Annotated in this window: 8 protein-coding genes; 6 read left to right on the top strand and 2 right to left on the bottom strand. The window is 72.5% G+C overall.

Annotated elements, in window-relative coordinates; genetic code table 11:
* Positions 1–152: 152 nt before the first annotated feature.
* The 6 genes from OHS71_RS03710 (at position 153) to OHS71_RS03685 (ending at position 8994) form a co-directional block, all read left to right on the top strand.
* The gene (locus OHS71_RS03710) at positions 153–296 is read left to right on the top strand and encodes a hypothetical protein (protein ID WP_328476748.1); all 144 of its coding nucleotides are present in this window, start codon (positions 153–155) and stop codon (positions 294–296) included.
* A 156-nt stretch (positions 297–452) separates the two neighbouring features.
* Positions 453–1634 (top strand): ROK family transcriptional regulator, encoded by a 1182-nt coding sequence (locus OHS71_RS03705; RefSeq protein ID WP_328476746.1) that lies wholly within the window; start codon positions 453–455, stop codon positions 1632–1634.
* A 122-nt stretch (positions 1635–1756) separates the two neighbouring features.
* Positions 1757–3577, top strand: coding sequence for an alpha-galactosidase D (locus tag OHS71_RS03700; RefSeq protein ID WP_328476744.1), 1821 nt, complete (start codon positions 1757–1759; stop codon positions 3575–3577).
* 91 nt (positions 3578–3668) lie between these two features.
* Complete coding sequence (locus OHS71_RS03695; RefSeq protein WP_328476742.1) at positions 3669–6041, top strand: glycosyl hydrolase family 95 catalytic domain-containing protein; 2373 nt, start codon at positions 3669–3671, stop codon at positions 6039–6041.
* Positions 6038–7237, top strand: coding sequence for an SGNH/GDSL hydrolase family protein (locus tag OHS71_RS03690; protein ID WP_328476740.1), 1200 nt, complete (start codon positions 6038–6040; stop codon positions 7235–7237). Before OHS71_RS03695 ends, OHS71_RS03690 begins: the two co-directional genes overlap by 4 nt.
* Before the next feature lie 74 nt (positions 7238–7311).
* Positions 7312–8994 carry a RecQ family ATP-dependent DNA helicase gene (locus OHS71_RS03685; protein ID WP_328476738.1) on the top strand — a complete coding sequence of 561 codons (1683 nt, stop codon included), beginning with the start codon at positions 7312–7314 and terminating at the stop codon, positions 8992–8994.
* A gap of 111 nt (positions 8995–9105) precedes the next feature.
* Here OHS71_RS03685 and OHS71_RS03680 read toward each other — a convergent pair whose 3' ends face one another.
* Positions 9106–9579: an MSMEG_6728 family protein gene (locus tag OHS71_RS03680; protein WP_328476736.1), complete on the bottom strand. Its 474-nt coding sequence runs from the start codon at positions 9577–9579 to the stop codon at positions 9106–9108.
* 248 nt (positions 9580–9827) lie between these two features.
* Positions 9828–12110, bottom strand: coding sequence for a catalase (locus OHS71_RS03675; protein WP_328476734.1), 2283 nt, complete (start codon positions 12108–12110; stop codon positions 9828–9830).
* Positions 12111–12322 lie beyond the last annotated feature (212 nt).

Raw genomic sequence — 12322 nt, 5'->3', positions numbered from 1 at the left:
GCCGCGGTGCGGACGGTGGGGGAGTTTCCCCCACGTGGCCGGACGGGCCGGTCTGATCGGCCGGTTCGGGGGTAGCCGGACGGCCAGAAGGGACCGGGCGCCGCACAGCGGCAGGCGGCAGGCAGGCGACAGCAGGCAGCGGGAGGAGAGCGATGACCGTCATCCAGCGCATAAAGGAGTTCGCCAGGAGCCCCCAGGGGCGGCGCACGATGGAGCAGGCGCGACGAGCGGCGGCGGACCCGCGCCGCCGTGCCCAGGCGCGCGGCCTGCTGGCCCGCCTGCGCACGCGACGCTGATGGTGCGACGGCCGCCCCGGGGCGGCCGTCTTTGATCACATGTCAATACCGCTGCACCATAGGGGTGTTGCAAGGATCAGCTGGCTCACAGCAGACGTTCAGGCTATTCCTGCTTCTTTCATTGACAGCGGAAAATAAGGACCCTAGGTTCCGGGCATGCCCTCGCCCTTCACCGCGCACGCCGCCGAGAGGTTCCCCGCCGGAACCCCGGCGGCTTCGCAGATCTTCACCACCCTGCTGTCCCGGGGCGCGCTCACCCGTCTGGAACTGGCCCGGCGGGCCGGTCTGTCGGCGGCGGCCGTCACGAAGGCGGTCAGGCCCCTCATCGAGTCGGGATACCTGGTGGAGGACGCCGACACGGAGGCCCGCCCGGCGCTCGGCCGGCCCGCGAGCCTGGTGCGGGTGGACGGGGGCCGCGCCTTGTTCCTCGGACTCAAACTCACCGGCGACGCCATCTACGCGGTGCTCACCGACCTGCGCTGCCGGCTCCTGCTCGCGCGGCACGTCCCGCTGGCCGACCGTGCCCCCCAAGCGGTTCTGGCCACGATGGCGGACGTCGTGCGGGAGTTGCTCACCGGGGCGGACGGCTACGGCGTGCACGTCATGGGCCTGGGCGTCGCCCTCTCCGGCGACGTGGACCGTGCCGACGGCGTGGTGCGTTACTCGCCGTTCCTGGAGTGGCGTGACGTGCCGCTCGCCGAACTCGCCTCGACGGTCACGGGTCTGCCGTCGACGGTCGACAACGACGTACGGGCCCTCACCGTCGCCGAGCAGTGGTTCGGCGCCGGAGTGGGTCTGTCCGACTTCGCCGTGGTGACCGTGGGCGCGGGAGTCGGCTGCGGGCTCGTCGTGCACGGCAGGGTGGTCGCCGGAGCACATGGCGTGGCCGGCGAGATCGGCCATGTCACCGTCGACCCGAACGGTCCGCTCTGCCACTGCGGCAACCGCGGCTGCGTCGAGGCGATCGCCTCGGACCACGCGATCCTCACCCGCATCCGCGAAGGCGCCGGCGTCGAGGTCACCGACACCGCCCAGGCCGTCGAACTCGCCCGCCGGGGCGACGCCCACGCCCGTGACGCGTACGCGCGGGCGGGGGAGGCGATCGGCCGGGGCATCGCCACCGTGGCCAACCTGCTCGGCCCGGAGCGCGTCGTCATCTCCGGCGAGGGCCTGGCCGCCTACGACCTGTTCGCCGACCAGATCCGCAGCGCCTTCGCGGCGGCCGCGTTCGGCTCGGCCGCGCAGTGCGACCTCCAGACCCGCCCGTTGCCCTTCGAGGAGTGGGCGCGCGGCGCCGCGGCCACCGCCATCCAGTCCTTCATCACCGAGCCCGGCTGACCGTACGACAGCGTCCGTTCCACGCTCGAGCGCCAGGTCGCCCACGGCCCCTCCCACGGTGCGGGCCGCGACCGGGCTGCCCCTGGCCGTCCCGCCGATCCCCACCTCAGGAGGTCCGACCCATGCGGTCACCCGCGCACCCCGTCCTGCCCGCACGCGCCCTGAGAGCCGTCGTCGTCACGGCGCTGGCCCTCGGCACCGTCACCGTCGTCCCCGCCGCCCGTGCCGGGACGACAGGGCCCGCCCCCGCCTCCCACGCCGGGACCACCGTGGCGGCCGCGCCGTACATGGGCTGGTCGAGCTGGAGCATGCAGTCCTCCAAGTACCCGGGCCTCAACCCCGACGGCGACTACAGCTACCTCACCGAGGCCAACGTCCTGAAGCAGACCGACGCCCTGGCCGCGAAGCTGAAGCCGTACGGCTACGAGTACGTCAACATCGACGCCGGCTGGTGGCGCGACAAGGCATGGAAGCCGCAGTTCGACCAGTACGCCCGTCAGAAGGCCGACCCGCAGCGCTTCCCCAGGGGCATGAAGGCCGTCGCCGACCACGTGCACGCCAAGGGCCTCAAGGCGGGGATCTACCTGCCGGTCGGACTGGAGAAGGAGGCGTACGCAGACGGCAGGGCCCCGGTCTGGAACGCCGAGGGCTGCACCACGGCCGACATCGTGTACGACGACCTGCGCACCACCAACGGCTGGGACAGCGCCTACAAGATCGACTTCTCGGACCCCTGCGCCCTGAAGTACATCGACTCCCAGGCGCGCCTGTTCGCCGACTGGGGATACGACTTCCTCAAGCTGGACGGCGTCGGCCCGGGCTCCGGCAAGAGCGGCGACCACTACGACAACGTTGCCGATGTCGCCGCCTGGCACCAGGCGATCGCCGCCACCGGACGCCCGATCCACCTGGAGGTGTCCTGGTCGCTCGACATCGGCCGTGCCGCCGACTGGAAGAAGCACTCCGACGGCTGGCGCATCGACACCGACGTCGAGTGCTACTGCAACACCCTGGTCTCCTGGGAGAACTCCGTCGACGACCGCTTCGACGACCTCCCGGCCTGGACCCGGCACGCCGGACCCGGAGGCTGGAACGACCTCGACTCGCTCGACGTGGGCAACGGCGCGATGGACGGCCTCACCAAGGCCGAGCGGCAGACCTACGCCACCCTTTGGGCCATCGCCAAATCCCCGCTCTACACCGGCGACGACCTCACCCGCCTCGACTCCTACGGACTGTCCCTGCTGACCAACCGCGAGGTCATCGCCGTCAACCAGGGCGGCGCACTGCCAGCGCACCCGGTCACCGCGTCCGGCCCGCAGCGGGTCTGGGCCGCGAAGAACCCCGACGGCACCTACACCGTCGCCCTGTTCAACCTCGCCGACGCACCGGCCTCGGTGACCGCCGACTGGACGACGCTCGGCTTCACCGGCAAGGCGGCCGTCCGCGACCTGTGGAACCACGAGAACCTCGGCACGCACAAGAACAGGATCACCGAGGCGCTGCCCGCCCACGGCTCCCGCCTCTTCACCGTCACCCCGCGCGGCAGCGCGCTCGAACGCACCGCCTACGAGGCCGAGGCGCCGGCCAACACCCTCGCCGGCAACGCCTCCGCCGCCGACTGCTCCGCCTGCTCCGGTGACCGCAAGGTCGGCAACCTCTACCTCGGCGGCAAGCTGACCTTCACCGGCGTGGTCGTCGACAAGCCCGGCACCTACCAGATCGAGGTCGCCTACATCAGCGGCGACGCACGGTCCGCGAGCGTCTTCGCCAACGCCGGCGGCGCCACCCGCCACACGTTCCCCGCCACCGGTGACTGGGGGACCGTCGCCCGTGTCCATGTGCCGGTGACGCTGAAGGCCGGCGCGAACACGATCACCTTCGACAGCGGTGCGGGATACGCGCCGGACATCGACCGGATCGACGTACCGAAGACCGCCTGACCACGACACCCCGGGGGCCGGCCGCGCACCCGGCCCCCGGGGCGCCGGCACCTCTCCCTCGGCCTTCCGCCTCTCGGACTCCGGAGCCGCCATGAACCCCCGCCCCACGGACCCCGGCAGACGCACCCTCCTCGCCGCCGGTCTCACCTCCGCCGCCCTCGCCGGCCTGCCCGCCTTCACCGCCTCCGCCGCACCGGTGAGACCCACCGGCTCCGACTCCCCGTCCCCCGCCGACGCCGCCCGCCACCGGCTGTGGTGGCAGGCCCCCGCCGACGACCACTCCATGATCGAACAGGGGCTGCCCGTCGGCAACGGCCGCCTCGGCGCCCTGGCGGGCAACGACCCCGGCCGCGAACTCCTCCTCATCACCGACGCCACCATGTGGACCGGCGGCCTCAACGACCAGCTGGACGCCGACGGCCAGTTCCCCTACGGGCGGGCCGACTTCGGCTCCTTCACCCTGCTCGCCCGGCTCACCGTGGAGATCCCCGACCACGACCTGTCGGCCGTCGACGGCTACCGGCGCACCCTCGACCTCTCCCGGGCGCTGCTCACGACCACCTACGTCCGCTCCGCAGTGACCTACCGGCGGCAGATCTTCGCGAGCCGGCCCGACGACGTGATCGTCCTGCACTTCACCCAGAGCGGCGGCGGCCGGTACACCGGGTCCGTGACCCTGGACGGCACCCACGGCGAGACCGGCGCGGGAGCGGAGTCCTTCGGCGGGTCCTTCCCGGGCGGCCTGCGCTACGGCGCTGCCCTGACCGCCCACGGCACCGGCGGCCGGGTCAGGGTCGACGGCGCGCGGATCGACTTCTCCGGCTGCACCGACCTCACCGTGATCGTCAGCGGCGGCACCAACTACGCCCCCGACGCCCGGACGAAGTACCGCGACCCGTCCCTCGACCCCGAGAAACTGGCCCGGACGAAGGTCCGCGCGGCCGCCGCCCACCCGGCCGCAACGCTGGTGCGCACGCACGTCGCCGACTACCGCTCCCTCTACGGCCGACTGGACCTCTCGCTCGGAGCCTCGACCGCCGGCCAGCGCTCCCTGGACACCTGGGAACGCCTCGCCGCCCGCGCCCGCGACAGGACCCCCGACCCCGAACTCGAGGCGGCCTACCTCCAGTTCGGCCGCTACCTGATGATCTCCGGCTCCCGCGGAAGCCTCCCGCTCAACCTCCAGGGGCTGTGGCTCGACGGCAACGACCCGGACTGGATGGGCGACTACCACACCGACATCAACCTCCAGATGAACTACTGGATGGCCGACCGTGCCGGTCTGTCCCAGTGCTTCGACGCCCTCACCGACTACTGCCTGGCGCAACTGCCCTCCTGGACGGCCCTCACCCGCACCCTGTTCGACGACCCGCGCAACCGCTACCGCAACTCCACCGGCAAGAGCGCTGGTTGGACCGTCGCGATCTCCACCAACCCGCACGGCGGCATGGGCTGGTGGTGGCATCCCGCCGGCAACGCCTGGCTGGCGAACACCCTCTTCGAGCACTACGAGTTCACCGGCTCCCGCGCACATCTGGCGAAGATCTACCCGCTGCTCAAAGGCGCCTGCGAGTTCTGGGAGGCACGGCTGCTGCCCACGACGCTCCCCGGCGGCACGCGGGAGGTCCTGGTCGCCGACAGCGACTGGTCCCCCGAACACGGTCCGCTCGACGCCCGTGGCATCACCTACGCCCAGGAGTCGGTGTGGGAACTGTTCGGCCACTACGGGTCCGCCGCCAGGGAGTTGGGCAGGGACGCCGCCTACGCGGACACCGTCGCCGGCCTGCGTGAACGGCTGTACCTGCCGCAGGTGAGCCCGAAGACCGGCTGGCTGGAGGAGTGGATGTCGCCCGACAACCTGGGCGAGACCACCCACCGGCACCTCTCCCCGCTCGTCGGCCTGTTCCCCGGCGACCGCATCCGCCCCGACGGCTCCACCCCGAAGGAGACCGTCGACGGCGCCACCGCCCTCCTCGCCGCGCGCGGCATGAACAGCTTCGGCTGGGCGAACGCCTGGCGCGCCCTGTGCTGGGCCCGCCTGAAGAACGCGGAGAACGCGTACGAACTGGTCATGACCAATCTGCGCCCGTCGACCGGCGGCGGCAACGGCACCGCCTTCAACCTGTTCGACATCTACGAGGTCGAACAGGGCCGCGGCATCTTCCAGATCGACGCCAACTTCGGCACCCCGGCGGCGATGACCGAGATGCTCCTGTACTCCCGCCCCGGGCACCTCGAACTCCTGCCCGCCCTTCCCGACGCCTGGGCTGCCTCCGGGTACGTCACCGGACTGCCCGCGCGCGGCGGGTTCGTCGTCGACCTGCGGTGGCGCGACGGCAGACCCACCTCGGTGCGGCTGCACAGCACCGGCGGCCGGACCACGACGGTCGCACACGGCGGGACGTCCAGGACGGTGGCCCTGCGGCCGGGCGAGTCCGTCACCCTGAAGGGCCTCACCCGATGACGGCCCGCCGCACACCGGTCCGGGTCCTCACCGCCGCCCTGCTCGCCCTCGCCTTGCCGCAGGCCCTCCCGGCGGCCGCTCGCCCGGCGGACACCCGGCACGACGTCGTCACCTGGGCGGCGTCCGCCGACCGCCTGGGCGAGGGCGTCCCCGACCGCGGCTACCGGCTCGTCGTGCGCACCAGCGTCGGCGGCAGCGACCTGCGGATCCGGCTCACCAACGCGTTCGGCGACCGGCCGGTGACCTTCGACAGCGTCTACACGGGAGTCCAGCGGCAGGGCGCGGCCCTGGTGGCCGGCAGCAACCGGCGGCTCAGCTTCGGCGGCGCGCACTCCGTCACGATCCCGGCCGGCGGTACCGCGCTGAGCGACGCGCTGCCCGGCCGGCTGCCCGCGGCGACCGCCCTGGTGGTCAGCCTGCACTCGCCGGACGCGCAGGGCCCGGCGAGCGGCCACGGGATGGCCATGCGGACGTCGTACCTCACCCAGGGCGACCACACGGCCGAGGAGGGCGCCGACCGGTGGAGCGAGACCACCGGCTCATGGTTCTACCTCGACGCCGTCTCCGTCCGCGCGAACGCGCCGACCGGCGCGGTGGTCGCGCTCGGCGACTCCATCACGGACGGCTGGCAGTCGTCCTTCGACCTCGACCGCCGCTGGCCCGACTACCTCGCCCGCCGGCTGCGCCGGGCGGACACGGCACTCAAGGGCGTCGCCAACGCGGGGATCTCCGGCAACAAGGTCCTGGCGGACGGACTCGGCCGGAGCGCCCTGAACCGGCTCCAGCGCGACGTGCTGTCGCAGCCGGGCACCCGCACGGTGTTCCTCTTCGAGGGAGTGAACGACATCAAGGCCCACACCGGGGTGAGCGCCCAAAACCTCGTCACCGGATACCGGGAGATCGTCCGCCGTGCCCACGCGGCGGGCAAATGCGTCGTCGGCGCCACCGTGGCCCCCTTCAAGGGCTGGGCGGAGTGGGACCCGGCCGCCGAGTCCGTGCGCCAGGACGTCAACACGTTCATCCGGAGCAGCGGGGGGTTCGACGCCGTCACCGACTTCGACGGGATCCTGCGCAGCCCCTACGACCCCGAGCGGATCCTGCCCGTCTTCGACGGCGGCGACCACCTGCACCCCAACGACAAGGGCATGCAGGCGATGGCCGACGCGGTGGACCTCACGGCGCTCGACTGCACCTGAACGCGACCGGCCGCACCCCGGCAGGGAGACCACGGCCCGCCGGGGTACCCGGGCGGTTGCGAAAGGAGCCCTTCATGGCGCAACGGCAGGCGGCACGACTTCGAAACACGGCAGCGGAGGTGTTCGGGTGGGACACCCTCCTGCCCGAACAGCTCACGGCGATGGAATCCGTCCTGGAGGGGCGGGACACCCTCGTCGTCATGCCGACCGGATCCGGCAAGTCCGCCGTCTATCAGGTCCCCGGCATGCTGCTGCCCGGGCCGGTCCTCGTCGTCTCGCCGCTGCTCGCCCTTCAGCGCGACCAGATCGCCGGGCTGCCCGAAGGCGACCGCGCGCCCGACGGCGTCGCCCTGAACTCGGACCTGACGGCCGCGCAGACCGAGACAGCCTGGGAGGCCGTGCGCCGGGGCGACGCCCGGTTCGTGTACCTGTCGCCGGAGCAGCTGGCCAAGGACGAGGTCGTCGAACGGCTCGCGGAGACGGGACCCGCCCTGTTCGTGGTGGACGAGGCCCAGTGCGTGGCGTCCTGGGGCCACGACTTCCGCCCCGACTACCTCCGACTCGACCAGGCGGTACGGCGCCTGGGACGGCCGCCGGTCCTCGCCCTGACCGCGACCGCGGCGCCGCCGGTGCGCAGGGAGATCGTCGAACGGCTCGGCATGCGCGAGCCCGAGGTGACCGTGGCCGGCTTCGACCGCCCGAACATCAGACTGGAGGCCCGGCGCTTCCAGGACGAGGACGACCGGCGCCGCGCGGTGATCGAGCGGGCCGCCGCCGAACACAAGCCGGGCATCGTCTACGCCGCCACCCGCAAGGACACCGAGTTCTACGCCGGTGAACTGGCCTCGCTGGGTCTCGCGGCCGAGGCCTACCACGCGGGACTGCGGGCCTCGGAGCGTGCCAGGATCCACGACGCCTTCCTCAGCGGCGAGGCCGACGTCGTCGTGGCGACCTCGGCATTCGGCATGGGCATCGACAAGGAGGACGTGCGGTTCGTCCTGCACGCCGCGCTGCCGGGCTCCCTGGACGCCTACTACCAGGAGATCGGCCGGGGCGGCAGGGACGGGAAACCGGCCCTCGCCGTGCTCCACCACCGCCCGCAGGACACCGGCATACAGACGTACTTCGCCGGCCGCGCACCCGGCCACGACGTCCTCACCGAGGTGGCCGACGCCATCCACGCCCGCCGTGCCGACCCCGCCGGCCTGGACGAGCTGCGCGAGGACACCGGCCTGTCGCGCAACCGGCTCACCGCGGCCGTCAACCTCCTCGAGGAGACCGGCACCGTCGCCACGACCGAGGACGGCGAGCTGCGTCCCGCTCCCGGCACCGAGCCCGCCACCGCGGCGGAACGCGCCGTCGAGGCGGCCGAGGCGCACCGCCGCACCGACCGCTCCCGGGTCGACATGGTCCGCGCCTACGCCGAGGTGACGGGCTGCCGCCGGCGGTTCCTGCTCGGATACTTCGGGGAGGAGTACCAGACGCCCTGCGACGCCTGCGACGGCTGCGAGTCGGCCCGTGGGGACGCGCCCGAGGCGCAGCGACCGGCCCATCCCGCGGTGTCCGACTACCCGGTCGGCACCCAGGTGAGGCACGTCGAGTGGCTCGACGGGACGGTGCTGAGCGTGGACGGCGACCGCATCACCGTGCTGTTCGACCAGGCCGGCTACCGCACGCTGTCCCTCGAGGCGCTGGCCGGACGGGACGACCTGCTCCAGGTGGTGGAACAGCCGGGCGCATCCTCTCCGGCGTCCTGACGGGCGCGGCGGGGGGCGCGGCCACGGGGAGGCGACCGCCGGCCGGGCACAGGGCGGGTGCCGCCGAGGTCGGGCACGGGGCCGCGGCGCCGTCTCCGACCGGCCCCGGGCTCAGTCCCCGCGCGGCGCGGGCCGGTCGGACGCCGGCCAGACGTACGGCAGATCGTCGGGGACGTCCGGGAAGAGAGCGGCGTAGAACTCCGGATCCTTGCGCACGAGCGCCGAGCGGTGGCTGAGGTGGAACGCGGGATCGCCCAGCCACGGCGGCAGCTCGCCCGCCTCGGCGAGCCGCTCCTGCGTGCGGACGCCGTCCGGGTTCCCGGTGAAGCCTGACGTCAGCGAGGCAGCACAGGTGTCCGCGCGGCCGGTCGCCTTCCACACACCGCAGATGTCGAGGCCGTAGCGCACCAGCGCCTCCTCGTACCCGGTCCACATGCGCACCGCCGGGTGGTGACGCCATCCGTAGCCCGGGATCGTCAGACCGCGCAGCACCTGGAGCGCCTCGACGCGCTGCTTGCCCAGCCGGCGAGCGTCCAGGGCGGCGGCCGACGCGGTGAATTCCGGGTAGGGCAGAAAGGTCTGCATGGTCCAACCCCCGCATGCCGGAAGCGTTTCCACAACTGCGCGAGCGCAGCCGGAGCCCCGCGGGGCCCGGGTGCCGGTGTTCCCGTGGACGGGCGAGATCATGGACCGTCCGGGGCGGTGCGCCGGTGGCCGACACCGCCCCGGCCGGTGCCGTCCGGGGCGGTGTCGGCCGGGGACCGCGCAACGCTCCGGCGGCGTGCACCGCTCCCACCCGCCGGGCAGGGGTGAACCTGCCGGGGGCGGACCTGCTAGGCAGTGGCGGTGGTGAAGCGGTCCCACACCCGGTGCTCGCCCAACAGGGTCACGAGCTGTTCCAGAGCGGCCGTACCGCTGTCACCGACCACCACGCCCGGGGCGCCCGTGGGTACTCCGGCCCCTTCGAGGACGGCCTCGCCGCCCGCCCAGGCGCCCACGGCCTTGCCGTGCCGGAACGCCTCGGACACCAGCAGGGTGACGCGGGGATCGCCGGTCAGCGGTTGCGCGGCAGCGGGGAACGCCTTGGCGTCACGGGCGCCGTAGGCGTCACCGCCCACCCCGGGCAGCCCGGCCAGCAGCAGCGCGTCGAACTCGACCGACCGTGCGGTGGCGTAGGTGCGCTGAACCGTCACCGCGTCCTCGCCGGAGCCGAGGACGCCGCCGACCGGGGCGACGACCAACGGGACCATGCCGCCCTCCAGGACCGCCTCGCGCACGGCGCGTACGCCGTCCACATCCCCGTCCGGACCGACGACGATGCCGATGATGCGGCCGTCGGTGGGCCAGCTGTGGCCGAGCTGCGACAGGACAGGGCTGGGCTCGACGTCGGCCAGAGGCACGGTGGGCGCGGGCGCCGGCAGCCCGAGGCCCTTCGCCACCTCGCCGCAGAGCTCCGCGTCGATGTTGGCCAGGACCTGCAACGCCCGTTCCTTGACGGCCTGTTCATAGCACTTGCCGAGTTCGAAGGTGTACGCGCCGATGATGTGCTCGCGTTCCACCGGGGACATGCTGAGCCAGAACCGGCGGGGCTGGGAGAAGTGGTCGGCGAACGACTCGGGCGCCTCCCGCACCTTGGTTCCCTCCGGCACGCGCACCGGCGTCTCGATGAACGCTCCGGTGTCCGCGCCCGCGGTGAACGGGCAGCCGCCGTCGAGGGAGTTCGGCCGGTAGGGGGCGACCCCCCGGTGCACGGCCGTCTGGTGGAAGCCGTCGCGCAGCATGTCGTTGACGGGTGCGTGGGGGCGGTTGATGGGCAGCTGCGGGAAGTTGGGGCCGCCCAGCCGGGTGATCTGGGTGTCGAGGTAGGAGAACAGCCGGCCCGCGAGCAGCGGGTCGTCGGTGACGTCGACGCCCGGGACGAGATGACCGACGTGGAACGCCACCTGCTCGGTCTCGGCGAAGTAGTTCGACGGGTTGCGGTTCAGGGTCAGCAGCCCGACCGGCTGCACCGGAGCGAGCTCCTCGGGCACCAGGTTCGTCGGGTCCAGCAGATCGATGCCCTCGAACATCTGGTCCGCGGTGTCGGGGAACGTCTGGATGCCCAGCTCCCACTGCGGGTAGGCGCCCGCCTCGATGGCGTCCGCGAGGTCACGGCGGTGGAAGTCGGGGTCGACGCCGTTGATGATCTGCGCCTCCTCCCACACCAGCGAGTGCACACCCAGCTTCGGCTTCCAGTGGAACTTCACCAGCGTCGTCTCACCCGCCGCGTTCACCAGGCGGAAGGTGTGGACGCCGAAGCCCTCCATCGTCCGGTAGGAGCGCGGGATGCCCCGGTCGGACATGTTCCACAGCGTGTGGTGGGTGGCCTCGGTGTGCAGGGTGACGAAGTCCCAGAAGGTGTCGTGCGCGCTCTGCGCCTGCGGGATCTCGCGGTCCGGGTGCGGCTTGCCGGCGTGGATGACGTCGGGGAACTTGATGGCGTCCTGGATGAAGAAGACGGGGATGTTGTTCCCGACCAGGTCGAAGACGCCCTCGCTGGTGTAGAACTTCGTCGCGAAACCCCGGGTGTCCCGGACGGTGTCGGACGAGCCCCGCGATCCCAGCACCGTGGAGAAGCGCACGAACACCGGCGTCTCCTCGTCCTCCGACAGGAACGCCGCCTTGGTCACGGACGCCGCCGTGCCGTAGCTCTGGAACACGCCGTGCGCGGCGGCTCCCCGGGCGTGGACCACGCGCTCCGGGATGCGCTCGTGGTCGAAGTGCATGACCTTCTCGCGCAGATGGTGGTCCTGGAGCAGCACCGGCCCCCTGGGTCCCGCCTTGAGCGAGTGGTCGGTGTCGGGGAGCCGGGTCCCCTGGGCGGTCGTGAGGTGGCTCCCGGACTGCGCCATCCGCGCTTGGTCGGCACCCGTGGGCTGCCCGGTCGGTGACACGGTGTCGGGGCCGCTCTGATCCGGCTTCGGCGGCAGCGGCTCGCGCGGCGCCACCGGCTCCGCGAGGGACGGGGACTCCGGACCCGGCTTACCGGGAACGCCCTCCTCCGGCCCCTTGTCGCCGCCCTGGAGACCGTCGGTGATCTTCTGGGCCGCCCGCTTGAGGGGGTTGCTCTCGCTCATGGAATGACAGTCCTTCGATTCATACCGGAATAGGAGCTGGACACGGTTTTGTCCGACACGCTTCCACGGCCCGCAGGACCGCGCACGCGCACAGCGACGGGGTGAGCCCCGTGGTGACTTCCGTTCGGAAGACAGGGGTTTCCGGGACGGGCCGCGCCAAACGGCTTTTCGGCAGGTCGTCAGGGGCCGCGGCGGTCGCCGTCCTCGACGCC

Origin of the sequence: Streptomyces sp. NBC_00377 (assembly GCF_036075115.1) — a bacterium.
Classification (GTDB): Bacteria; Actinomycetota; Actinomycetes; order Streptomycetales; family Streptomycetaceae; genus Streptomyces.
This window is presented reverse-complemented; position numbering and strand designations above follow the sequence as displayed.

Bases quoted from the DNA above. Each gene is read 5' to 3' on its own strand.
- OHS71_RS03710 (WP_328476748.1), top strand. From the start codon at position 153: ATGACCGTCATCCAGCGCATAAAGGAGTTCGCCAGGAGCCCCCAGGGG.
- OHS71_RS03705 (WP_328476746.1), top strand. From the start codon at position 453: ATGCCCTCGCCCTTCACCGCGCACGCCGCCGAGAGGTTCCCCGCCGGA.
- OHS71_RS03700 (WP_328476744.1), top strand. From the start codon at position 1,757: ATGCGGTCACCCGCGCACCCCGTCCTGCCCGCACGCGCCCTGAGAGCC.
- OHS71_RS03695 (WP_328476742.1), top strand. From the start codon at position 3,669: ATGAACCCCCGCCCCACGGACCCCGGCAGACGCACCCTCCTCGCCGCC.
- OHS71_RS03690 (WP_328476740.1), top strand. From the start codon at position 6,038: ATGACGGCCCGCCGCACACCGGTCCGGGTCCTCACCGCCGCCCTGCTC.
- OHS71_RS03685 (WP_328476738.1), top strand. From the start codon at position 7,312: ATGGCGCAACGGCAGGCGGCACGACTTCGAAACACGGCAGCGGAGGTG.
- OHS71_RS03680 (WP_328476736.1), bottom strand. From the start codon at position 9,579: ATGCAGACCTTTCTGCCCTACCCGGAATTCACCGCGTCGGCCGCCGCC.
- OHS71_RS03675 (WP_328476734.1), bottom strand. From the start codon at position 12,110: ATGAGCGAGAGCAACCCCCTCAAGCGGGCGGCCCAGAAGATCACCGAC.